The 21,581-nt window shown below is 71.6% G+C and carries 21 protein-coding genes; 7 read left to right on the top strand and 14 right to left on the bottom strand.

Annotated features, from left to right (window positions below; translation table 11 throughout):
- Nucleotides 1-16: 16 nt before the first annotated feature.
- On the top strand, nucleotides 17-1,765 hold the full coding sequence (locus ACQPZZ_RS13685) for an NAD+ synthase (protein ID WP_432932118.1): 1,749 nt from the start codon (nucleotides 17-19) through the stop codon (nucleotides 1,763-1,765).
- An 82-nt stretch (nucleotides 1,766-1,847) separates the two neighbouring features.
- On the opposite strand, the gene ACQPZZ_RS13680 is transcribed toward ACQPZZ_RS13685, so the two are convergent.
- The 4 genes from ACQPZZ_RS13680 to ACQPZZ_RS13665 form a co-directional block, all read right to left on the bottom strand.
- Nucleotides 1,848-2,162 carry a hypothetical protein gene (locus ACQPZZ_RS13680; RefSeq protein ID WP_432932116.1) on the bottom strand — a complete coding sequence of 105 codons (315 nt, stop codon included), beginning with the start codon at nucleotides 2,160-2,162 and terminating at the stop codon, nucleotides 1,848-1,850.
- Between the two features lie 572 nt (nucleotides 2,163-2,734).
- The gene (locus ACQPZZ_RS13675; protein WP_363637232.1) at nucleotides 2,735-3,364 is read right to left on the bottom strand and encodes a TetR/AcrR family transcriptional regulator; all 630 of its coding nucleotides are present in this window, start codon (nucleotides 3,362-3,364) and stop codon (nucleotides 2,735-2,737) included.
- A gap of 7 nt (nucleotides 3,365-3,371) precedes the next feature.
- Nucleotides 3,372-4,886 (bottom strand): MFS transporter, encoded by a 1,515-nt coding sequence (locus tag ACQPZZ_RS13670; protein WP_432934380.1) that lies wholly within the window; start codon nucleotides 4,884-4,886, stop codon nucleotides 3,372-3,374.
- A gap of 428 nt (nucleotides 4,887-5,314) precedes the next feature.
- On the bottom strand, nucleotides 5,315-6,514 hold the full coding sequence (locus tag ACQPZZ_RS13665; RefSeq protein ID WP_432932114.1) for an MFS transporter: 1,200 nt from the start codon (nucleotides 6,512-6,514) through the stop codon (nucleotides 5,315-5,317).
- A gap of 200 nt (nucleotides 6,515-6,714) precedes the next feature.
- Here ACQPZZ_RS13665 and panB point away from each other — a divergent pair, with 200 nt between their 5' ends.
- Complete coding sequence (gene panB, locus ACQPZZ_RS13660) at nucleotides 6,715-7,560, top strand: 3-methyl-2-oxobutanoate hydroxymethyltransferase (RefSeq protein ID WP_432932112.1); 846 nt, start codon at nucleotides 6,715-6,717, stop codon at nucleotides 7,558-7,560.
- 51 nt (nucleotides 7,561-7,611) lie between these two features.
- Here the strand turns inward: panB and ACQPZZ_RS13655 are convergent, their stop codons facing one another.
- From ACQPZZ_RS13655 to ACQPZZ_RS13635, 5 genes are all read right to left on the bottom strand, one after another.
- Nucleotides 7,612-8,790, bottom strand: coding sequence for a trans-sulfuration enzyme family protein (locus ACQPZZ_RS13655; RefSeq protein ID WP_432932110.1), 1,179 nt, complete (start codon nucleotides 8,788-8,790; stop codon nucleotides 7,612-7,614).
- A 119-nt stretch (nucleotides 8,791-8,909) separates the two neighbouring features.
- Complete coding sequence (gene npdG / locus ACQPZZ_RS13650; protein WP_363646047.1) at nucleotides 8,910-9,581, bottom strand: NADPH-dependent F420 reductase; 672 nt, start codon at nucleotides 9,579-9,581, stop codon at nucleotides 8,910-8,912.
- Nucleotides 9,582-9,649: 68 nt separating this feature from the next.
- A complete protein-coding gene (locus tag ACQPZZ_RS13645; protein WP_432932107.1) occupies nucleotides 9,650-10,423 on the bottom strand; it encodes an ABC transporter permease in 774 nt (257 codons plus the stop codon).
- A complete protein-coding gene (locus ACQPZZ_RS13640; RefSeq protein ID WP_432932105.1) occupies nucleotides 10,420-11,184 on the bottom strand; it encodes an ABC transporter permease in 765 nt (254 codons plus the stop codon). Before ACQPZZ_RS13640 ends, ACQPZZ_RS13645 begins: the two co-directional genes overlap by 4 nt.
- Nucleotides 11,181-11,885: an ABC transporter ATP-binding protein gene (locus ACQPZZ_RS13635; protein WP_432932103.1), complete on the bottom strand. Its 705-nt coding sequence runs from the start codon at nucleotides 11,883-11,885 to the stop codon at nucleotides 11,181-11,183. The genes ACQPZZ_RS13640 and ACQPZZ_RS13635 overlap by 4 nt, the downstream gene beginning before the upstream one ends.
- Before the next feature lie 133 nt (nucleotides 11,886-12,018).
- Here ACQPZZ_RS13635 and ACQPZZ_RS13630 point away from each other — a divergent pair, with 133 nt between their 5' ends.
- Together ACQPZZ_RS13630 and ACQPZZ_RS13625 are read left to right on the top strand one after the other, a co-directional pair.
- Nucleotides 12,019-12,873, top strand: coding sequence for a sensor histidine kinase (locus tag ACQPZZ_RS13630; RefSeq protein ID WP_432932101.1), 855 nt, complete (start codon nucleotides 12,019-12,021; stop codon nucleotides 12,871-12,873).
- Nucleotides 12,870-13,544: a response regulator gene (locus ACQPZZ_RS13625; RefSeq protein WP_432932099.1), complete on the top strand. Its 675-nt coding sequence runs from the start codon at nucleotides 12,870-12,872 to the stop codon at nucleotides 13,542-13,544. Before ACQPZZ_RS13630 ends, ACQPZZ_RS13625 begins: the two co-directional genes overlap by 4 nt.
- Nucleotides 13,545-13,702: 158 nt before the next feature.
- Here the strand turns inward: ACQPZZ_RS13625 and ACQPZZ_RS13620 are convergent, their stop codons facing one another.
- Nucleotides 13,703-14,851 (bottom strand): lipase family protein, encoded by a 1,149-nt coding sequence (locus ACQPZZ_RS13620; protein WP_432932097.1) that lies wholly within the window; start codon nucleotides 14,849-14,851, stop codon nucleotides 13,703-13,705.
- Nucleotides 14,852-14,981: 130 nt separating this feature from the next.
- Here ACQPZZ_RS13620 and ACQPZZ_RS13615 point away from each other — a divergent pair, with 130 nt between their 5' ends.
- Together ACQPZZ_RS13615 and ACQPZZ_RS13610 are read left to right on the top strand one after the other, a co-directional pair.
- Nucleotides 14,982-15,560: a hypothetical protein gene (locus ACQPZZ_RS13615; RefSeq protein ID WP_432932095.1), complete on the top strand. Its 579-nt coding sequence runs from the start codon at nucleotides 14,982-14,984 to the stop codon at nucleotides 15,558-15,560.
- A gap of 124 nt (nucleotides 15,561-15,684) precedes the next feature.
- A complete protein-coding gene (locus tag ACQPZZ_RS13610; protein ID WP_432932093.1) occupies nucleotides 15,685-15,975 on the top strand; it encodes a CBU_0592 family membrane protein in 291 nt (96 codons plus the stop codon).
- Between the two features lie 58 nt (nucleotides 15,976-16,033).
- Here ACQPZZ_RS13610 and ACQPZZ_RS13605 read toward each other — a convergent pair whose 3' ends face one another.
- Nucleotides 16,034-16,210, bottom strand: a complete 177-nt coding sequence (locus ACQPZZ_RS13605) for a hypothetical protein (protein ID WP_432932091.1) — start codon at nucleotides 16,208-16,210, stop codon at nucleotides 16,034-16,036.
- Nucleotides 16,211-16,253: 43 nt separating this feature from the next.
- On the opposite strand from ACQPZZ_RS13605, the gene map reads away from it, so the two are divergent.
- Nucleotides 16,254-17,102, top strand: a complete 849-nt coding sequence (map, locus tag ACQPZZ_RS13600) for a type I methionyl aminopeptidase (protein ID WP_363646057.1) — start codon at nucleotides 16,254-16,256, stop codon at nucleotides 17,100-17,102.
- A 69-nt stretch (nucleotides 17,103-17,171) separates the two neighbouring features.
- Here map and ACQPZZ_RS13595 read toward each other — a convergent pair whose 3' ends face one another.
- The 3 genes from ACQPZZ_RS13595 to ACQPZZ_RS13585 all read right to left on the bottom strand — a co-directional run bounded on the left by ACQPZZ_RS13595 (nucleotide 17,172) and on the right by ACQPZZ_RS13585 (nucleotide 21,289).
- Entirely contained in the window at nucleotides 17,172-19,166 is a 1,995-nt protein-coding gene (locus ACQPZZ_RS13595) for a cytochrome c oxidase assembly protein (RefSeq protein ID WP_432932088.1), read from the bottom strand.
- Nucleotides 19,163-19,711: a copper resistance CopC family protein gene (locus tag ACQPZZ_RS13590; RefSeq protein WP_432932086.1), complete on the bottom strand. Its 549-nt coding sequence runs from the start codon at nucleotides 19,709-19,711 to the stop codon at nucleotides 19,163-19,165. The genes ACQPZZ_RS13595 and ACQPZZ_RS13590 overlap by 4 nt, the downstream gene beginning before the upstream one ends.
- A 285-nt stretch (nucleotides 19,712-19,996) precedes the next feature.
- A complete protein-coding gene (locus ACQPZZ_RS13585) occupies nucleotides 19,997-21,289 on the bottom strand; it encodes a helix-turn-helix domain-containing protein (RefSeq protein WP_432932084.1) in 1,293 nt (430 codons plus the stop codon).
- Nucleotides 21,290-21,581 lie beyond the last annotated feature (292 nt).

Here is a 21,581-nt window from a genome sequence, read left to right as displayed (position 1 = left end):
ACCTTAGGGTGGGACCGTGGCTCAACTGCGTATCGCTCTCGCCCAGACCAATCCGGTCGTCGGTGACATCGCCGGCAACGCCGACATGCTCGTCGAGTGGACCCGCAGGGCCGCCGAGCGCGGCGCGCACCTCGTGGTGTTCCCCGAGATGTTCCTGACCGGCTACCCCGCCGAGGACCTGGTGCTCCGCTCGTCGTTCGTCGAGGCGTCGGTCACGGCACTGTCGAAGGCGGCCACGCGGCTCGCCGACGAGGGGCTCGGGCACCTCCCCGTGGTGGTGGGCTACCTCGACCGGGCCGACCTCGCCCCGCGCGTGGGACAGCCCAAGGGCGCCCCGCTCGACGCGGTCGCCCTGCTCCACGAGGGCCAGGTGGTGACGAAGTCGGCCAAGCATCACCTGCCGAACTACGGGGTGTTCGACGAGTACCGCTACTTCGTGCGCGGCGACCGCCTGCCGATCTTCCGCCTGCACGGCGTGGACGTCGCCGTGGCCGTGTGCGAGGACCTGTGGCAGGACGGCGGCCCCGTCTCGGTGGTCGCCGAGGCCGGCGCCGGCCTGCTCGTCGTCCCCAACGGCTCGCCGTACGAGACGAACAAGGACGACGTGCGGCTGGAGCTGTGCGCGCGGAGGGCGCGCGAGGCGGGCTGCGCGCTCGCGTACGTCAACATGGTCGGCGGCCAGGACGAGCTGGTCTTCGACGGCGACTCGCTCATCGTGGACGCCTCCGGTGAGCTGGTCGCCCGCGCGCCGCAGTTCGAGGAGGACCTGTTCGTCACCGACCTGGAGCTCCCGGAGGGCACGGGCGAGCTCGGCGAGTCCCGCCACGACGCGCACGACGGGACCGTCATCACGGCCGAGCGGGTGCTGCTGTCGGGCGCGCCGGTCGAGCCGTACGAGGCCGAGGCGCCGGTCGTCGCCGAGCGGCTGGACGACCTGGCGGAGATCTATCAGGCGCTCGTGCTCGGCGTGCGCGACTACGTGCGCAAGAACGGCTTCCGGTCGGTCATCCTCGGCCTGTCGGGCGGCATCGACTCCGCCCTCGTCGCCACGATCGCCGCCGACGCCGTCGGGCCCGAGCGGGTCCACGTCGTGCTCATGCCCTCGCGTTACTCCTCGGACCACTCGATCACGGACGCTGAGGAGCTGGTGCGCCGCCAAGGGGTCAACTCCCAGGTCGTCCCGATCGCCGACATCGTCGCGGCGTTCGAGAAGGAGATCGAGCTGCACGGCCTGGCGGCCGAGAACCTGCAGGCCCGCGTGCGCGGCATGCTGCTGATGAGCCTGTCGAACGAGCACGGCCACCTGGTGCTGACCACCGGCAACAAGAGCGAGCTGGCCACCGGCTACTCCACCCTGTACGGCGACTCCGCGGGCGGGTTCGCCCCGATCAAGGACGTGCTCAAGAGCGTGGTCTGGAAGCTCGCGGAGTGGCGCAACGCCCAGCCGGGGCAGCCCCCGATCCCAGAGAACTCGATCACCAAGGAACCGAGCGCGGAGCTGCGGCCCGACCAGCGCGACACCGACTCGCTCCCGCCGTACGAGGTGCTCGACCGGCTGCTGCGCGACTACGTGGAGCGAGACATGGGCCGCGACGAGCTGGTCGCCGCCGGTCACGATCCCGAGCTGGTCACACAGATCATCCGCCTGGTGGACCTCGCCGAGTACAAGCGTCGCCAGTACCCGCCGGGTCCGAAGATCACGCCCAAGAACTTCGGCCGCGACCGCCGCCTGCCCATCACCACCCGCTGGCGCGAGCGCCTCTAGTGCTCCGGTGACACTGAGATCACGGCCTGGACCTGCGCTGGTGGTGGGTCACGATGATCTACGGGCGTGGCGCCTGGGGCTACTACCGCCAGCCGGCCGAGGGCCGGGGGTGGTGGACGGCCTCCTCGCAGCTGTCGACCTCACTGATCTGAGGGCGGGCGTTCGACGACAGCGGCGATGAGAACAGGTAGACGAAGCACCGCGCCTTCACCGGCGTCGTCGGCATGGTCCGCACCACCACCCGGATCTGGCTCGCACTTCGACCCGCATGCCACGGGAAGCCCCTGGTGGCGCTGTTGATTTCCGCGTCGGTGAGCGTGCCGTCACGGCTGCCCTCGTACAGTGCCTCACCGACGAGGATCGCCTGACGGTCCATCGCCGCTCGATCTCGCTCCATCAGCTCCGTCTGATGGGACTTCAGAGCCGAAGTCCACCATATGACCAAGCCGACCGCGCCGAGGGCCGCCGCGACCACTGTCGCGACGACACCCGTCAGAAGCCAGAAAAGGCAGGATTTTCGCGTCCCACCTCGATCGTTGTAGCCGGGCAACTCAGCTCGCCTACGCGCTCTTGTCGCCGGGAGAGTTCTGCTTCATCACGATGGCCACGATGGCACAGCCGGATGTGCGGCGCGCTCGAGGCGGGCCTGACGCAGGAACGCCGTGACCGGTGCCGGGCAGGGCCCGGCACCGGTCAGGGGGTCGTTGGAGACGGCCTCGTCGGCAGACGGCCGTCCGTCCTCGCGTCCATGCCCGCCAGTGGTACCCGGATCCCACCGAGACGCGGGCCGGCGCGTTGCGCCGCTCCGCGAGCCCGCGGGAGCCTGTCGGAGGCCGTGGTGAGCCTGTGACGGCTCACGGCTCACGGCTCACGGCTTGGAGGTGAAGGGCCGCATCACCATGCGGTGCAGACCCGGGTCACGGCTCGGGGGTGGAGGAACGGGTCACGGCTCGGCGATGGGGACCCGGGTCACGGCTCGGCGATGGAGGGTCGGGAGCGGAAGCCCTTGAGCGCCTCGTCGATGATCCGCTCCGGGAGGTCGGCCTGGGAGGCGTCGGCGTGGGACCACTTCGTGAGCCAGATCATCGCCCCGCTGAGGAGCGCCAGTGCCATGTCCACGTCGAGGTCCGCTCGCAGTTCCCCGGTTTCCATGCCACGCCGCAGGACGGCCGCCACCACCGCCCTGCGCGGCTCCACGGCCAGCTGGCGGAACCGCTCCGCCAGCCGGGGGTGCCGTTCGGAGTCGCTCATGGCGATGTTCATGATGCAGCGGGTGCGGTGGTGGCGGGTTTCCTCCTGGATCACCCGGAGGTAGGTCACCAGGTCGTCGCGTACGGTGCCGCCCTGCGGCAGCGGGATCGGCGGCTTGAGTGTCGCCAGGGCGTCCACCACCAGGTCCTCCTTGTTGGACCACCGGCGGTAGATCGTGGTCTTCCCGACACCGGCGCGGCTGGCGATCGACTCGATGGACAGCTCCGAAACTCCGATGCCCTCACCGAGCAGTTCGAGAGTCGCCTCGATGATCGACCTGTCCGCCTTCTCGCTGCGCGGGCGGCCCGCCGGGCGGGCCGCCCCCTCAGCCGTCTGCTGCGTCTTCATGGCAGGTTCACACTACCGCTGCTTCCTTTTCGGTTTCAGCCCTGGTGACAGCGGCGTCCACCGAGGCCTTGCCCGGCATCCAGCGGGCCACCACGACGGTGCCGACGAGGGCCACGAAGGCCGACCCGAGGGCCGCCCAGTGGACGCCGGTGACGAACGCGGCGTTCGCGGCGTCGAGCAGGCTCGCCCCCCGCGCGCCCAGTTGGCCGGCGACGCCGGCGGCACCGGAGATGGACTCGGTCACGACGTGGCGGAGCTGCTCCGGCAGGGCGGTGACCTTGTCCTCCATGTCGCTGCGGTAGCTGGCGGACAGGACCGCGCCGAGGATGGCGATGCCCAGCGTGCCGCCGACCTGCCGGACGACGTTGCTCATCGAGGAGCCCACACCGGCCTTCTCACGCGGCAGCGCGTTCATGATGGCCGTGGTCGCCGGGGGCATGATGTTGGCCATCGCCGCACCCTGGACGAAGCCGAGGGCCAGCAGGATCCAGATCGGGGTGTCCACCTGCACGAATGCGTAGCACGCCAGGGCCAGCGTGATGACGAGCATCGCGACCGTGCCGACGGCCCGGGCGCCGTACTTCTGCACCATGCGCGCGCTCTGCGGCGCGAAGATGAGCTGAGCGGCCGCGAACGGCAGCACGAGCGCCCCCGACTGCAGCGGCGAGTAGCCCCGGACGATCTGCCAGTAGAAGGCCAGGAAGAACATCACGCCCATGGCCGCGAAGAACACGAGGCCGACGGTGGCGATCGCGGTGGAGAAGCCGGCGTTGCGGAAGTTACGCACGTCGAACGCGGGGTGGTCGATGCGGCTCTCGTACCAGACGAAGGCGGCGAGGATCGCCAGACCCAGCAGCGACGGCACGATGACCGAGATGTCGGCGACGGTGCCGAGGTCGCTGATCCGGACGATGCCGTAGACGAGGCTGATCAGGCCGAGGATGGACAGCAGCACGCCGACGGGGTCGAGACCGGTCTTGTTCGGGTCCTTCGAATCGGGCACGATCGTGGCGATCAGCGCGAGGCCGACGAGCACGATGGGCACGTTGACGAGGAAGACCGAACCCCACCAGAAGTGCTCGAGCAGCACGCCCCCCGTGATCGGGCCGATCGCCACGGCGATGCCGACGCCGCCTGCCCAGATGCCGATCGCCTTGCCCCGCTCGTGGATCGGGAAGACGTTCGAGATGACCGCCAGCGTGGCCGGCATGATGGCGGCGCCGCCGAGGCCCATCAGGGCCCTCGCCGCGATGAGCTGCATCGGGTCCTGGGCGTACGCGCTGGCCAGGGACGCCAGCCCGAACAGGACCATGCCGGCCATGAGCATCCGCTTGCGCCCATAGCGGTCGCCCAGCACCCCGAAGGTGAACAACAGGCCGGCGAACACCAGCGTGTAGGAGTTCATCGCCCATTCGAGCTGGCTCTGGGTCGCACCCAGGCCGTGAACGGGATCGGCGATCGTCTTGATCGCCACGTTGAGGATGGTGTTGTCGAGAACGACGGCCAGCAGGCTGAACACCATCACGCCGAGGACCTGCCATCGGCGTGGGTGACCTGTATGAGCGTCTGTTTGAGCTTCCAAGGAGTCCCCCATGATTTCGCTACGCGTGAGTTTCGCAACGCAAGCGTAGCGCTCTTTCATTCCGATACGCAACGGGACCGTTTCATAATCCATCCGGCGCCGCCGCACCCGCCGGCCAGCTGGACGAGATCGCTCGGCCGGGTGCCGGCCCGCACACCGCTCGTCTCAGACGCGCGTCCGCCCCGGCACGCCCCCGAGCGCCGGGGCGCACGGCGTCTCGCGCGGCCATCCGGAGCGGGCGGCGCACGGCGTCTCGCGCGGCGGTCCCGGGGGACGGCCGCACGCACCCCCTGTACATCCGCGCGGGGGCCGGTTCTATTCCCGGCCCGGGCGGAAACGATTCCCCCCGCCCGGCCCGGTCCTCCTCCCTACTCCACGGCGGGAGCGGGGAGGGGCGCCGTAGCGGCCGGAGCACCGCGCCAGACCAGGGCGGCGAACATGGCCAGCGCGAGGCCGACCGCTCCGGACACGGCGAAGGCCCAGGCGGGGCCGTGGGCGTCCAGGAGCCCACCGGCCAGGGGTCCCGCCAGGGCTCCCCCGATCGTCAGCGACGTGCCGTGCAGGCCCATCGCCTCGCCCCGCGCCGCCGCCGGGACGCGCCGGTTGACGGCGTCGACGGTGGACGACAGCGCCGGCGCGCACAGCAGCCCGCCCGGCGCCAGCGCCAGGCAGAGCCAGCCCCAGCCCCCGCCGACCAGGCCCACGGGCGCGGTCAGCACCGCCAGGCCGCCCGCGAGCACCGCGGGTGACAGCCCCCGGGGCAGCCCGCCGTACACGAACCCCCCGACGAGCGAGAACGCGCACCACAGCGCGATGACCAGGCCCGTCCAGGCGGTCGCGCCGCCGGCCTTGAGCATCGCCACGACGCTCAGCTCGGTCGCGGTGAGCACGAAGGTCAGCCCGGACACCAGGCAGAGCAGGGCGAGCAGGCCGGGCCGCAGCCACTGCCGCCGGGGGACGGCGCCCTCGTGCCCCGCTTCCTCCTCGGCCGACCGCGTGGGCGGGTTCAGCAGGTACAGCGCCACCCCCGAGCCCACCAGGCCCACGGCCACGCCGTACATCGTCGCGGTGCTGCCGAACGCCGTCACGCTCGCGACGGCGAGGGCGGGCCCGACCATGTACGACAGCTCCACGCCCATCGAGTCGAGGGCGAAACCGGTCTGGTGGTTCTCCACGGGCACCATCGCGGCCACGCACTGCCGGATGGCCCCGAACACCGGCTGGCTGAACAGCCCTCCGATCAGCGCGCCCGGCAGCAGCACGGCGTACGGCATCGCCGGCGCGGCGCACCACAGGCACAGCTGCACGGCGGTCGTCACGGCCAGCACCGGCCGCAGCCCGCGGCGGTCGACGAAGCGGCCGACGAGCGGCGAGCCGACCGCGGTGCCCGCCATCGAGGCGGTGCCGACCAGACCCGCCTGGAGAAAGCCCAGGTGCTGGCTGTTGACCACGTGCAGGGTCAGGGTCATTCCGGTGCCGGTGAGGGGGATTCTCGCGATCATGCCGACCAGCAGCAGCGCCCGCACGCCCGGCAGGGCGAGCACCCGCCGGTAACGATCAAAAGCCATTGTGGTTCCTTACCTCCGCACGGCATTGTGCCGGGCGCCTCCGACAATCGCGCGGCCGGGTCGGCTCATTCGTCCCACTCGTCCCAGCCGTCGCAGGGCCGGATTACGCCGCCCGTCCGGGGTGTTCCACGCCATGTCGGCATGCAATGATCTGACTGTCCGGGGACGCCACAGGGGCGCCACGAGGCCTGGAGGTAGCCATGTCCTCTGTTTCCGTCGTGTCCGAACCCGCCCTTTACGGCGGGGCCGCAGGGCGCAGGGTCACCGTCCGCGACATCGCCGCGGCCAAGGAGCGCCACGAGAAGTGGCCCATGGTGACGGCGTACGACGCCATGACAGCGCGGGTGTTCGACGAGGCGGGCATCCCGGTGATGCTCGTGGGCGACTCCGCCGCCATGGTCGTCTACGGGTACGACTCCACGCTGCCCGTCACGGTCGACGACCTCATCCCGCTCACCGCGGCGGTCGTACGCGGCTCGTCGCGGGCGATGGTCGTGGCCGACCTGCCGTTCGGCTCCTACCAGGCCTCGCCCCAGCAGGCCCTGGAGACCGCGGCCCGCTTCATGAAGGAGGCCGGCGCGCACGCCGTCAAGCTGGAGGGCGGCCGCCGGGTCCTCCCGCAGGTCGAGCTGCTCGTGTCGGCCGGCATCCCGGTCGTGGCCCACCTCGGCCTGACCCCGCAGTCGGTCAACGCCTTCGGCGGCTACCGGGTGCAGGGCCGCGGCCAGGCGGGTGACGAGCTCATGGCCGACGCCAAGGCGCTGGAGCACGCGGGCGCCTTCGCCGTCGTGCTCGAATGCGTGCCCGCCGACCTCGCCCAGCGGGTCACCACGTCGCTGAGCGTCCCCACGATCGGCATCGGCGCGGGTCCCCACACCGACGCGCAGGTCCTCGTCTGGCAGGACCTGATGGGCCTCACCCCGCAGCCCGCGAAGTTCGTGAAGAAGTACTTCGACCTGGCCGGCGAGATGGACCGGGCGATCCGCGCGTACGCCGACGAGGTCGTCTCCGGGGTCTTCCCCCGGCCCGAGCACAGCTACCGCTGACCCCCCGGCCGACGGCCGCCGCGCCCGCGGCGGCCGTCGCCCGAGGGCGGCTCAGATCGCGTCGAGCGCCTGGGCGAAGTCGGCCCACAGGTCCTCGGCGTGCTCGATGCCCACGGCCACCCGGACCGTCCCCTCGCCGATGCCCGCCGCGGCCAGGCCTTCGGTGCTCACCGTACGGTGCGACGTGGTGGCCGGGTGGAGGATCAACGTCTCCACGCCGCCGAGCGAGGGCGCGAGCAGCGCGAGCCGCACGTTGCGCATGAACGCCTCACCCGCGGCACGCCCTCCGGCGAGGTCGAAGGAGAACACCCCGCCGAAGTCGGGCAGGAGCTTCGCCGCGAGCTCGTACGACGGGTGCGAGGGCAGGCCCGGCCAGTGCACCGCGGCCACGGCCGGGTGATCGGCGAGCCGCGTCGCGAGCACACGGGCGTTGGCGCAGTGACGCTCCATCCGCAGCGGCAGCGTTTGCATCCCCCGCAGGGTCAGCCACGCCGCGAACGGGTCGGCCGTGGCGCCGAGCTCCACCGCGTACGACCACACCCTGCGGTACACGTCCTCGGAGGCGAAGACGGCGATCCCGCCGAGGACGTCGGTGTGCCCGGACAGATATTTGGTGACGGAGTGCACCACGATGTCCGCGCCGTGCTCGATGGGGCGGCACAGGACCGGCGAGGCGAAGGTGTTGTCGACCACGGTGAGGATCCCGGCCTCGCGCGCCGCCGCGCACATCCCCGGCAGGTCGGCCACCTGCGTCATCGGGTTGGCGATGGTCTCCAGATACAGCAGCTTCGTCGTCGGCCGCACGGCCTGCCTGACGGCGTCGGGGTCGTCCTGCGGGACGTGGGTGACCTCGACGCCGAAGCGCCCGGCGAGGCCGGTCAGCGCCTGCGCGGTCGCGCCGTACAACGCCGACTGGGCGATCACGTGGTCGCCCGACTTCAGCAGGCCGAGCAGCACGGCGTTGATCGCGCCCATGCCCGAGCCGGTGGCCACGGCGGCCACGCCGCCCTCCAGCCCGGCGACGGCCTCCTCGACGGCGCGCACGGTGGGGTTGGAGAGCCGGCCGTAGACGTACGCCCCGTCGGGCCGCCCCATGCCGTCGGCGAAGACGGCCGGGTCGTCGAAGACGAACCCCGAGGTCTGGTAGATCGGCATGGCGATCGGCGTGCTGCCCTCCGGCGTGGGCCGGGGCAGGTGGACGACGCGCGTTTCCGGATGCAGGGAGCTCATGCCGTCCAGAATGACCCAGAAAAGCCACTCTTGTCAGATTGGCCCGCCACCGACCATGTGCTGCCCGGCCCGGTGGCCCGTCAGGCGGTTGTGACCAAGCAGCCGCGGCCGTGTGAGCCTCAGATGTCGGTGACCCGGATGCCCGCGTGGGCCTTGTAGCGGCGATTGACCGAGATCAGGTTCGCCGTCAGCGCCTCGACCTGACCGGCGTTGCGCAGCCGTCCCGCGTAGACGCCGCGTACGCCGGGAATGCGGGCGGCGAGCGCGCGTACGACGTCGGTGGCCTCACGGTCGTCACCGAGCACGAACACGTCGAGGTCGATCTCCGCCACCGAGGGATCGAGCAGCAGCACCGCCGACACGTGGTGGAAGGCCGCGACCACCCGGCTGCCGGTCAGCACCGCCGCCGCCTGCTGGGCCGCGCTCCCCTCCTCCACGGGCAGCGCGTAGGCCCCCTGCTTGTCGAAGCCGAGCGGGTTGACGCAGTCCACCACGATCTTCCCGGTGAGCGGTTCGCGCAGGGACTCCAGCAGGGCCTTGTGCCCCTCCCAGGGCACCGCGACGATCACGACGTCGGCCTCGGCCGCCACCTCGGCGTTCGCGGCCCCGCGCACGCCGACCTCACGCGCCGCCTCCTGGGCGCGCTCGGCGCTGCGCGAGCCGATCAACACGGTGTGCCCTGCCAGCGAGAACCGGCGGGCCAGTCCCTTGCCCTGGTCACCGGTGCCGCCCAGGATGCCGATGGTCAGCCCGGAGACGTCGGGCGCATCTACGGTGGTGTGCTCAGCCATGCGTCAGATCATGCCAGCAGACCGCGGCCGGGAGCGCCCGGGCCCGGCCCGTGGGAACCCCACGTGTTTCACACGTCCCGGCGGTGATACGCGGACACCGCGGCGACGATCGAAACGATCGCCCAGGCCGTGAGCAGCAGCGCCCCCTGTGCCGGTGTCACCGCTCCCGCCTCGTCCGCCGCCGGGAACCACAGGGCGAACCCGGCGCTGTCCGGGAGGTATCGCGCCACAGGGGTATGGTCGCGCAGGAGCGGCCCGGCGACGAAGAAGTACCCCAACAGGACGACGACCGCCGCGAGGGTCCGGCGGACCAGGGCGCCGACGGCTGTGCCGATCGACGTCGTGAGCACGAGGCAGCCGGTCGCGCCGCTCAGCGCCCCGGCGACACGGCCCGGCGTCATGGGCGCGGCCGTGTCGCCGAGCACGCCGGTGGCGACCACGACGCCGGACGCGGCCGTGATCGCGGCCGCGGGCAGCACGACGATCACCACCGCGAGGTGCTTGGCGGTGAGCTGGAGGGCGCGGCGGGGCATCGCGGTCAGCGTGGTGCGGATCTGCCCTCCGTCGTACTCGGAGCAGGCGGCCAGGACGCCGAGGACGACGAAGCCGGCCTGCGTGTAGCCGATCGAGGCCAGCCCGATGTCGACGGCACTCGTGGTGCCGGTCGCACCCCGCAGACCCGCGAGCGCGAACGCGAACGTGAGGATCAGGTTCACCGCCGCGGCGCCTCCGAGGGTGAGCCAGGTCGCCGGAAGAGACACGAGTTTCGACAGTTCCGCCGCGAGCGCCCTGGCCGCGTCCCGGCCTCGGGTGCGGGCCGCCGGCGTGGGGACGGCGGTCACGCGTCCCTCCGCGTGAAGGCGACGACGGCGATCACGAGCAGCGCCGCCACCCAGCCGGTCATCACGAGGCATCCGGCGAGCGGGCCGATCCCGGCGGTGCCGTCGTCGAGCTCGCGGATGAACATGCGCACCCCGGCCATGTCGGGCAGGTAGTTCGCCAACGGTGTGATCTTGGTCAGCAGGTAGGTGACGGTGACGACCGAGGTGTTCACGACGAACACCGCGAGCGGGACGATCCCGTGGCGGGTGAGCACGGTGACCCCGAAGGCGAGGAGCGCGGTGTAGACCCAGTAGCAGACCACACCGGCCAGCCGCGGGACGTCGCCCGTTCCCAGCGCCGGGGCGTGCTCGCCGAGCACGACACGGATGACGGACATGGTGACCGCCGACGCGGCGACCGCGAGCAACGCGCTCGCGATCGCGACCGCGGCTGTTTTCGCGAGCAGCAGCCGGAGGCGGGAGGGGACGGCGGTCAGGCTGGTGGTGATCTGACGCCCGCCTCCGGACTCCGCGCTGTCGGTGAAGTACTCGCTGCTCATGGCGACGACACCGAGGATGATCGCTCCCACCACGCCGAAGGCCAGCTCCTGATAGCCGGTGTCGATCCCGGCGGTCGTCCCTGCGCCACGGGTGATCGCGCCGAGGGCCGAGGAGGCGGTGATCGCGGCGATCACGCCCGGCACGAGCACCCCGGCCGCCGCCGCGATCCACACCGCCGGCAGCGAGGCGAGCTTCGAGACCTCCGCCGCGAGCGCCCTCACGGCGCACCACCCGTGGTGAGGGCGAAGAAGGCGTCCTCAAGGGTGCGATATGCGCCGGTGACCTCCTCAAGGGTGCCGTCCGCGACGATCCTGCCCCCGTCGACGACCACGACGTCGTCCACCGTTTCCGCGAGCTCTCCCATCAGGTGGCTGGACAGCAGCACGGTCCGCCCGGACGCGGCGCGTTCGCGGAGGAAGGTCCTGATCCACCGGATGCCGTCCGGGTCCAGCCCGTTCACCGGCTCGTCCAGGATCAGGATCTCCGGGTCCGCGAGCAGCGCCGTCGCCAGCGCGAGGCGGCGCCCCATGCCCAGGGAGTAACCGCCGACCCGCTTCGACGCGGCGTCCGTCAGGCCGACGATCTCGAGCACCTCGTCGACGCGCGTACGCGGCAGTCCCGCGGACCGTGCCACCCACCTCAGGTGCGCCCGGCCCGTACGCGCCCGGTGCGCGCCGGAGCCGTCCAGCACGGCCCCGACGGTGGCGAGCGGGTCGCGAAGCCTCGCGAACGGCACGGAATCGATGAGCGCCGTGCCGGAGGTCGCCCGGTCCAGGCCCAGCAGGATGCGCAGCGTCGAGCTCTTGCCCGCGCCGTTCGGCCCGAGAAATCCGGTCACCCTCCCCGGGCGGGCCCGGAAGCTGATGCCGGCCAGGATCTCCTTGGAGCCTCGCCGTTTGACGAGGCGATCAACCGTGATCATGTCTCCATGGGATCCCGGAGCAGGAGGCCGATGCATCGGGCCGGAGACCGGACTCCTTGCCGCGGCTCGGACCGGGGACTCTCGGACCCTGGTCCGATGCCTCGTTCACCGGCGAGTCCTTAGAGTTTGGGGAATGGCGGTGAACCACGCACTCCCGAGACGCGGGCGACGAGTCTGGCCATCGGCCGTCGCCGTTCACGTCGTGCTCCTGCTCGCCCTTCTCGCGGTCAACCGCGCAGGCGCCACCGCGATCGTCCTCCCGGCGGTCATCACCGCGCTGGCGTTGACGGTCACCGTATGGGCGCTTGTGCGTTCGCGCCGCCAGCGGATCACGTACGAAGCCCGGCTGGCGGCGTGGGCCGGCGAACGCGCGGCGCAGGCGGAGCGGCTCCGGATCACCCGCGAGCTGCACGACATCGTCTCCCACGGCCTCGGCCTGATCACCGTGCGGGCGAGCACGGCGCGCTATACCGGCGCGGAGGACGACAGCTCCGCCGCGCTGGCGGACATCGAACGCATCGGACGGCAGACCACGACGGAGCTGCGCCGCATGCTCGACGTGCTGCGTGACCCGACCGGCGCGGCCCCGCCTCTTCGGCCCGCGGAGTCCCTCCACGACCTGCCGGCCATCGTCGAGGACGCCGAGAGGGCGGGCCCGACCGTCACCGTCGAGCTCGGCGACGTCGACGACGTCAGCCCCGGGGCCCAGCTCGCGGTCTGCTCCGTGGTGCGGGAGGCCCTCACGAACACCGCCCGCCATGCCGGGCCCACCGGCGCGAAGGTGTACGTCCGCCGCGACGGCGACTGGATCGTCGCCGGCGTCAGGGACGAGGGTCCGGTCGACGGGTGGACGCCCCATCCGGGAGCCGGGCACGGGATCGAGGGCCTCAGAGAACGCCTCCACGTGCTCGGCGGGACCCTCCACGCCGAACACGTGGAGAACGGGTTTGAGGTCACGGCCCGCATTCCGGAGGCCCGGATCTCGTGAATGACCGCGAAGAACCGATCCGCGTCGTCATCGCCGACGACCAGCCGTTGCTGCGCCACAGCCTCGCCGCCGTCGTCAACGCCGGCCACGACCTGACGGTGGCCGGCGAGGCGGGCACCGGCGACGAGGCCGTGAGGCTCAGCGCCGAACTGCGTCCCGATGTCGTGCTCATGGACATCCGGATGCCGGGCACCGACGGAATCACGGCCACCCGCCGCATCATGGCCGACGCGGGCATCGGCACGGTGAAGGTCATCGCTTTGACGATGTTCGGGCTTGACGAGTATGTCCGCGCCGCCCTCCACGCCGGCGCCGCTGGCTTCCTGCTCAAGGACTGCCACCCCCGCGAGCTCCTCGACGCGATCCGCCGGACTCATCACGGTGAATCGCCGTTCTCCCCGAAGGTCCTGTCCCGCATCGTCGAGGCCTACATCGCCCAGCCCACCGGCGCGAGGCCGGCGAGCCTGGGCCTTCTCACCGAGCGGGAGACCGAGGTTCTCACCCTGGTCGGCCACGGGCTGTCCAACGACGAGATCGCGGCGAGGCTCACGATCTCGATCAAGACGGTCAAGACACATATCGGCAGCCTGCTGAGCAAACTGCGGGCACGAGATCGCGCGCACCTCGTCATCGCGGCCTACGACGGCGGCCTCGTCCGGCCGGCTCGCTGAACACACGTGATCCGCGGGACGGCCGCGACGGTGAACCGAGCCGGTCGACGGGGTTCCCGGCGGCGACGGCCCCTTCTGGAACCGCCTGCCGGAGACCTCGCCCGCGGCCGCCGCCGGCGGTCCCGCGCCCGCGGAGACCTCCGGCGGCGCCCCAGGGGTCAGCAGTTGGAGATCGCGGGGAGACCGGCGACCCGGGTCGCCAGCCAGGCCACCGCCAGCGGGGCGCCCTCGACCGCGCCGAGCACGTGGCTGCCGACCGGCAGGGCGGTCCACAGCACGTTCACGCCTCGCGCGCAGTACTCCCGCCGCAGGGTGCGGCCCACCTCGTACGGGATGAGCTCGTCGCCCTTGGCGTGGTACAGGAACAGCGGCACCCGCGGCGCGGACCCGCCGAGGCGGTTCTCGGCGAGCCGGGCCCGCCAGGCCGGCAGGTTCGTGACGTCGGCCGTGGTCAGCTCCGCCAGCCGCCGGCCGCCGAACTTGGCACGCAGATCGCTCACGCAGTCGTCGCGCGCGTCGCCGAACAGCGCCGCGCCCTCGGACGTCAGGTACTTCTCCAGGTGCAGTTCGGGATAGGCGGCGTTCATCCCGATTCCGGCGGCCGCGGCCAGCCCGAAGTCCGGCGTGCCGTCCAGGTGGTCGGCCACGGCCCGCAGATCGGCCGGCACTCCGCCCGCGGCGACCCCCTTCAGCCGCAGTTCGGGCGCGTACGACGGCTGGAGCTGGGCGGCCCAGGCCGCCGACGACCCGCCCTGGGAGTAGCCCATCACCACGACGGGGGCGGCGCCGGACAGGTTCGCCTCCGGCACCCGCGCCGCCGCCCTGATCGAGTCGAGCACGGCGTGCCCCTGGGACAGGCCCGCCATGTAGGTGTGGTCGCCCGGCGTGCCCAGACCCTCGTAGTCGGTCACCGCCACGGCCCAGCCCTTGAGCAGCATCAGGCTCATGATGGCGAGCTCGGCCTCGGTGCCGCCCGCCATCGCGGCCGACGGCGCGCATTGGTCGCCCAGGCCGTGCGTCCCCACGGCGTACCCGACGATGGGCCGCGTGCCGTGGGAGTAGGAGGACCCGGGCACGAGCAGGGTGCCCGAGACGACGTTCGGCTCTCCCGTGGCGGACGTGGACCGGTAGCGCAGATGCCACGCCTTGACCGGCACCTCCAGCAGCTTGCCGGGCGCGAGATAGACGGTCGTGGGAAGGGCTTCGACGACGTCCCCAGCGGAGGCCGCGCGTGCGGTGCCGCCCAGCGCGGGCAGCAGGAGGAAAACCCCGATCATGGACAGGGTGGCACGAACGCGAAGGTTCATGTAGTCGCCTTCCGGCTGTCGGATCACGTTCCAGGTTCGGCGCCGCGCACTGATCGTTACGTGTTGGTAACGGTGTGTCAAGAACCCGATCGGCGGGACTTAACGCGCCCCGTCGGGCACCATGGCGTGCATGGACGCCGCATCGGTGAACCTGCTGCGCGAAGTGCTCGCCTCCACCGGATGGCTCGAACGCACCAGGGAGCTCGGCCTGGCCCTGCGGGCGACCCGGTCGCCCGGTGGGCTCCTCGTCGTCGGCACCCCCGACGACGAACCGTGGCACGTCACGGCCCATCTCGCGGACGAGGCCCGGCTGTCGGGGCTCGCCCAGCTCTCCCCCACCCTCATCCGCTGGGCGCCGCCGCCGGGCGCCCCCGCCCACCTGCGGATCGGCATGGAGCGCCTGCGGAGCACCGGCAGGGGCGAGACCCTCTTCGTGGTCGCCGAGCAGCGGGCGCCCGTTCCCCTGCTGGAGCGTGTGGAGGACGCCCGCCGCACCGGCGCCACCATCCTCGCCGTCGACGGCGGCGATCCCGAACTGGAGTCGCTGGCCCACGACGCGATCGCCGTACCGGCCGAGGGGGCCGCCTTGAGCTTCGACGCGGCGCAGCACCTGGTGAGCAGCGCGGCCGGGGAGGTGCGGCGGCTCGGCCTGCGGGAACGCCTCGCCCGCCTGGCCGATCGCATCACCGGCCCCCGGGTGAGCGACTGAGATCGAACAGGCCGACCTCCCGTTCGAGCCGGGCGAGTCGCCGAGGAGACGGCTACTTGCTCTTCACTCTCCACGGGCACGATCATCGCGCCATGACCATCTCCGTGGACGGCGAGTCGTTCTGATGTCCGCCTTCATCACGATCATCGGCACCGTGGGAGCCGTCGTCCTCCTGCTCGCGTACGCGCTGGTGTCGTCCGGCAGGATGTCCGGGAACGGCCTGCCGTATCAACTGCTCAACTTCGGCGGGGCGGCCACCCTGATGATCAACAGCGCGTACCACTCGGCCTGGCCCTCGGCGATCCTCAACCTGGTGTGGAGCGGCATCGGCGTGTGGACGCTCGGCCGGCTCGTCGCCCGCCGCGCGACAGCACGCAGGCAGGCGCCCGAACCCGCCACGACCCCGGGACGGTGACGCGGGGAGAACCGGCCCGGGGGCGCGGAGAAGGCCGGGTGCGGCAGGAGTCAGGGGGTCAGTCGTCCCATTCCTTGTCCTGCTCGGTCCAGCTCTTGTTGCGCTCGGCCGCCGTCTGCAGGGCGTGGGCGGCGGCGTCGCGGGAGTCGTAGGGGCCGAGCCGGTCCTTGTTCGGGCAGCCCTTCTCGGGCTCGACGGTCATGTGCTTCAGGCAGAACCACCATTGATCGCTCACGCTCATAATCGTGCCCCCTTGACGCGCAACTAGACTTGGCCGCATGACCACGCTGCTCCGCCCCGGGCGCATCTCGCCCACCCGCAAGGTTCCCGCCCACATCCCCCGCCCCGAGTACGTGGGGAAGGCCGAGCCCAAGAAGGGCGACAGCGACGTCAAGACCCCCGAGACCATCGAGAGGATGCGGATCGCGGGCCGGATCGCCGCACAGGCGCTGGAGGAGGTCGGCAAGCACGTCGCCCCCGGCGTGACGACCGACGAGCTCGACCGCATCGGGCACGAGTTCCTCTGCGACCACGACGCCTACCCCTCGACGCTCGGCTACCGCGGCTACCCGAAGTCGCTGTGCACGTCGATCAACGAGGTGATCTGCCACGGCATCCCCGACGACACCGTGCTGCGCGACGGTGACATCGTCAACGTCGACATCACCGCGTACATCGGCGGCGTGCACGGCGACACCGACGCCACCTTCCTGGTGGGGGAGGTCGACGAGGAGTCCCGCCTGCTGGTCGAACGGACCCGCGAGGCGACGATGCGGGCGATCAGGGCCGTCGCGCCGGGCCGCCAGCTCAACATCGTCGGCCGGGTCATCGAGGCGTACGCCAAGCGCTTCGGCTACGGCGTCGTCCGGGACTTCACCGGGCACGGCATCGGGGCCTCGTTCCACTCCGGGCTCATCGTGCCGCACTACGACGACCCCTCGCTGTCGGTGACCCTGGTGCCGGGGATGACGTTCACGATCGAGCCCATGCTCACGCTCGGCACGATCGACTACGAGATCTGGCCCGACAACTGGACCGCGGTGACCAAGGACCGCAAGCGCACCGCGCAGTTCGAGCACACGATCGTGGTGACCGAGACGGGTCACGAGATCCTGACCCTTCCCTAGCCGAGCTCCACGACGGGTGCGCGGCGCTTCGCCCGTTCCGGCGAGGCGCCGCGCGACTTCGGCGACGGCCTACCCGGCGGCCGTATCCCGCTTGTTCAGCTTCGTCAGGTAGTCGTTGTAGGCGTCGAGCTCCGCGTCCCCGGTGCCGCCGGACTTGGCGGCGACGGCGTCGGCACGGCGCTCGGCCCGGCGTGCGACCCGCTCGTCGTCGCGCCACCACTGGAAGCCGAGCGCGAGCAGCACGATCAGCGTGGGGATCTCGCCGAAGGCCCAGGCGATCCCGCCGCCGGTCTGCTGGTCGGTCAGGGAGGAGACCCCCCAGGTGCGCCCGAGCTGGTCGTAGTAGCCGGACGCGAGCACGGTGCCCATGCTCATCAGGGCGATCCCGAAGAACGCGTGGAACGGCATGGTCACCATGAGCAGCAGCAGCCGCCCGTAGTGGGGCAGCTTGTACGGCGCCGGGTCCACCCCGATGATCACCCAGAAGAACAGGGAGCCGCTGAGCAGGAAGTGCACGGTCATCGCGATATGACCGAGGTGTTCCTCCATCGCCGCGGCGAACAGCGGGGTGAAGTACAGGGCGAACGTCGACACCACGAAGATCGCCGTCGCGATCGCGGGGTGACTGACGACCTTCATGACCCTGCTGTGCAGGATCACCGTGAGCCACTCGCGCGGCCCCCGGTCACCCCGCCGGACGGCGGACTTGAGCGCGCGCAGCGCCAGCGTCACCGGCGCGCCGAGCACCAGGAAGATCGGAACCAGCATCGACAGGATCATGTGCTCGGTCATGTGCACGCTGAACAGCACCGGCGAGTAGCGCGCCACTCCGCTCTGCGTGGACAGGACGAGGATGACGACGCCGATGGACCAGCTGACCGTGCGGCCGACGGGCCACCGGTCGCCCCTGCGGACCAGCCGCACGACCCCCGCGGCGTACAGACCGGCCATGACGACCGCGAGCACGGCGAAGAACAGGTCGAACCACCACAGCGTCAGCAGGTTCCCGAGCGAGATCGGCGGCGGGACCAGGTAGCCGAGCAGCTCGTACGCGCGGTCGACCGGCGTGTCGACGGGCGGCGGAGCGGTCCGGGACAGCGCCACGGCCAGGCCGATCGTCGCCCCCATCAGCAGGACCTCGTTGAGCGCGAGGCGGAGGAAGGCGTGCGGCTCCCCCGCCGACAGCCTCGGCAGCGTACGGCCGCGGTGGCGCCAGCCGATGAACCCGAGCACGGCGAACGCGGCCGACTTGGCGACGATCAGCAGGCCGTACGACGTGGTGAACACCGCCTCGGGCGAGGCGAGCCGGGCGAAGACGCTGGCGAGACCGGAGAGCCCGACGCCGAGGAAGCACCACAGGGCCATCCGGGAGAAGCGCGCGGCGGCGACGTCCAGGAGCGGCTGCCCGCGCAGCGCGTGGACACTGACCACCCCGAGGCCGCCCACCCACAGGGCCAGGAAGAGCAGGTGCATGGCGACCGAGGTGGTGGCCAGCCCATGGTTGGGCGAGGTGGCCTGGTGCCCGGTTAGCGCGGGCGGCAGCAGCGTCACGAGCGCGAAGGCCAGCAGCCCCCCGGCGGCGCCCGCCGTGATCGCGCCCCGGGCGAACAGCGCGATGGCGACGGCGAACAGCACGACCAGGGTCAGCGCGATGCCCTGCGGCACCTGGCTGGCGTAGCTGGTGAGCTCGTTGCCCGCGAGCACCTGCCCCACCGGCATGCCGAGTGTCTCCGAGAGGCTGAAGACCAGCGCCACCGCCGCGGCGACGGCCCAGGCCAGCGCGGACCACGACGCGCCCTTCACGTAGCTCTGTGCCTGCTTGCCGAGCAGGCCCTTGTCGCTGGGCAGGAACGCCGCGGCCGCGGCCAGCAGCCCGACGGTCAGGACGCCGGAGACGTCCATCGCGAGCTTCGACAGCGGCAGCATCCAGCGGGTCAGCGTGCCCTCGTCGGGCAGGCCGGGGATGATCCGCGGCGTCGCGGCGCCGCCGGCCACCATCGCGATGACGAGTGCGCCGACGGCCGCGCAGAGCGCGGCGGCGGTCAGGCGCACCGCCCTGTTCACGGCTTCTTCCGCAGACTCAGGAACATCCCGATGCCGACACCGGCGATTCCGAAGATCACCGCCCAGACCCAGCCGGGGACGCCCTTCTGCCCGCCGTCATCGGCCTGCACGGCCGGTGCCGTCGCGGGCGCGGACGCGGAGGACGAACCGCCGGGAGCGGCCGCCGAGGTCGCCGCCCCCACGGACTGGTCGCCGACCACGGTGAACGGGATCTCCCCCTCCAGCGGGTGCCCGTCAGGGGAGACCACCCGCCAGGCGATCGTGTAGCGCCCCGGGGGAACCGGCTCGGTCACGGCAGCGGTGACCTTGGGCCCGTCGACGACCGGGCCGCCCTTCTCGTAGCGCTTGCCGTCCTCGCCGCGGACGACCACGACCGGGAACTGAACGGAGTCCGCGAACTCGAGTGTGACCTCGTGCAAGGTCTTGACCTGGGCGTTCTTCTGCGGGTCGCTACTCTTGAGCGACGTGTGCGCCTGGGCCGGCGCGGCGCACAGCAGGAGAGCCGCCACGATCGCGGCGACGGCGGCGAGGAATGGTCTTTTCATGGCACTTCCAGGCTACCGACGCGGGGCTCCGGTCCGTACCCCGCACCGGAAGACCGGGGACTGCCCGAAGGAGTCCCTGATCACGCCCGTTGCCGGCCCTTCACACGGCCGCTCGCACGACGGGCACCGCATCGCGCGAGCCGATCACACAGCCCCGGCCGATCCGCTCGCGGACCGCCCTCGTCTCCGAGATGGGCGCGAATAGGGAGCGAGCCGGGCCGGAGGGCGAGCAGCCCCCGGCCCGGCAGAGCCCGATGCCCGTAGGCCCGGCGCCCGTGCGCGCGGTCAGAGCCCGGCGCAGGCGAGCGCCCGCTGGTAGGCCGCGACGCTCTGCTCGTCGTCGCCGATCCGCCGCCGCATCTCCGCCACGTTCATCCAGTCCTCGGCGGCCTTCAGGGTCTGCGGCGCATCCTGCAGCCAGCCGGTGACCAGGTCGAGCGCCGCCGCCGCGTCCCCGTCCTGGTGGAGCAGGAAGTACGCCTGGCCGAGCAGAAGGTTGGCGCGCCCCGGGAGACCGCTCTTGGTGTGCTGCACCTGCGCCAGCGCGTTCCTGAGGTGGTCCACAGCCTTGTCCGGGCGCCCGAGGACGATCTCCGCCGAGGCGAGGACACAGGCGGTCCGCGCCCGGTCGAAGGCGCTGGTGGCCGATTCCTCCTGCTCCCGCTGGGCCCTCAGGAGCAGCTCTTGTGCCCGCTCCGCCTCCTCGGGACGCACCCAGAGCAGCATGGTGGCGTATGCCTGGCGCAGCCGCGCGAGATTGCGGGGTTCGCCGTTCTCCGACTGGTAGGCGAGCGCTCGTTCGAGGAGCGCCATGCCCTCCTCGCCCCGGCCGCTCTTCTCCAGCACCTGCGCCGCGTTCCAGCACGAGGCCACCATCGCTCTTGGGGTGCCGAGAGTCTCGGCCGCGGCCAGTAGCTCATTCGCGAAGTGCCCCGCGCGCAACAGGTCGCCGCGCACCATGTACGCCGCCAGAAGGGTGGCGCCGAGCTCGACCAGTTCGTCGCTCCAGCCGCTGCGGGCGAAACCGGCCAGCGCCCGCTCACCCACGTGCACGGCGGCGGAGTAATCACCCCGCTCACGGTGGCACCGGCACAGGGCCAGCGCCACGGCGATCTTGCGCTCCTGCGGCATCGCCTCCGCCTCGGAGCCGTCGAGCTCCTCGAGAACCGAGATCGCCTCACCGAGCTCGCCGCACGCCTCCAGGGCCAGGGCGTACCCGTAGCGGGCCTCCACCCGCAGCGCGGTGAGACCAAGCAGGTTGCCGTCCCCGAGCAGTTCGGCGTACCTGCGGCGGGCCTCGGCGACCTCGCCGTTCTCGAGCGCCATGCGCGCGAAGCTGAGGCCGACCTCCAGGTCCTCCATCTGCTCGGCCGTCACGCCGTTGACGAGGTAGGTGAGCGAGCAATCGAGCTTCTGGGCGAGCAGTTCGAGAACGGCCGGCGTCGGCGTCCTCTTACCGCTCTCGATGAGCGATACGTAACTGTCGGAAAGTTCAGGATGCGCCAACTGCGCTTGCGAGAGCCCGCGCTGCCGTCGTATCGCCTTGATGCGCTGTCCGACCAGATCTTGCGCGGCCATTGGCAACTCCTGAAATATTGTAGGCCAGGCAGTTCCGAGTTGATGGGAGATCCATAGTGCGCCGCCCAGCCTCGTATCTACTTACCGCCCTGATTGTGGCCCTTGTGACCCTTGGTGGCAATGCTACGGCCAACAGTGCCGCCCCGTCTCCTCCTCAGCAACGCTGGATGGACGCCATCAACTGCTGCTGAGCATGTAACTGCTGCTGGAGGCGGACGGGCCGCTCCCGGCAGACCCCTGCTGCCAGGGAGCGGCCGCCCGCCCGGCCCGGGCCGGGCGGCGGACAATTGAT

This window comes from Microbispora sp. CA-135349 (genome assembly GCF_050947365.1).
Classification (GTDB): Bacteria; Actinomycetota; Actinomycetes; order Streptosporangiales; family Streptosporangiaceae; genus Microbispora.
Note: the sequence above shows the minus strand (reverse complement) of the source record. Positions and strands in the feature narration are given on the sequence as shown.

Excerpts from the sequence above, each read along its gene's own strand:
- ACQPZZ_RS13680 (WP_432932116.1), bottom strand. The coding sequence starts at position 2,162 with ATGGAGCGAGATCGAGCGGCGATGGACCGTCAGGCGATCCTCGTCGGT.
- ACQPZZ_RS13675 (WP_363637232.1), bottom strand. The coding sequence starts at position 3,364 with ATGAAGACGCAGCAGACGGCTGAGGGGGCGGCCCGCCCGGCGGGCCGC.
- ACQPZZ_RS13670 (WP_432934380.1), bottom strand. The coding sequence starts at position 4,886 with ATGGTGTTCAGCCTGCTGGCCGTCGTTCTCGACAACACCATCCTCAAC.
- ACQPZZ_RS13665 (WP_432932114.1), bottom strand. The coding sequence starts at position 6,514 with ATGGCTTTTGATCGTTACCGGCGGGTGCTCGCCCTGCCGGGCGTGCGG.
- panB (WP_432932112.1), top strand. The coding sequence starts at position 6,715 with ATGTCCTCTGTTTCCGTCGTGTCCGAACCCGCCCTTTACGGCGGGGCC.
- ACQPZZ_RS13655 (WP_432932110.1), bottom strand. The coding sequence starts at position 8,790 with ATGAGCTCCCTGCATCCGGAAACGCGCGTCGTCCACCTGCCCCGGCCC.
- npdG (WP_363646047.1), bottom strand. The coding sequence starts at position 9,581 with ATGGCTGAGCACACCACCGTAGATGCGCCCGACGTCTCCGGGCTGACC.
- ACQPZZ_RS13635 (WP_432932103.1), bottom strand. The coding sequence starts at position 11,885 with ATGATCACGGTTGATCGCCTCGTCAAACGGCGAGGCTCCAAGGAGATC.
- ACQPZZ_RS13630 (WP_432932101.1), top strand. The coding sequence starts at position 12,019 with ATGGCGGTGAACCACGCACTCCCGAGACGCGGGCGACGAGTCTGGCCA.
- ACQPZZ_RS13620 (WP_432932097.1), bottom strand. The coding sequence starts at position 14,851 with ATGAACCTTCGCGTTCGTGCCACCCTGTCCATGATCGGGGTTTTCCTC.
- ACQPZZ_RS13615 (WP_432932095.1), top strand. The coding sequence starts at position 14,982 with ATGGACGCCGCATCGGTGAACCTGCTGCGCGAAGTGCTCGCCTCCACC.
- ACQPZZ_RS13610 (WP_432932093.1), top strand. The coding sequence starts at position 15,685 with ATGTCCGCCTTCATCACGATCATCGGCACCGTGGGAGCCGTCGTCCTC.
- map (WP_363646057.1), top strand. The coding sequence starts at position 16,254 with ATGACCACGCTGCTCCGCCCCGGGCGCATCTCGCCCACCCGCAAGGTT.
- ACQPZZ_RS13590 (WP_432932086.1), bottom strand. The coding sequence starts at position 19,711 with ATGAAAAGACCATTCCTCGCCGCCGTCGCCGCGATCGTGGCGGCTCTC.
- ACQPZZ_RS13585 (WP_432932084.1), bottom strand. The coding sequence starts at position 21,289 with ATGGCCGCGCAAGATCTGGTCGGACAGCGCATCAAGGCGATACGACGG.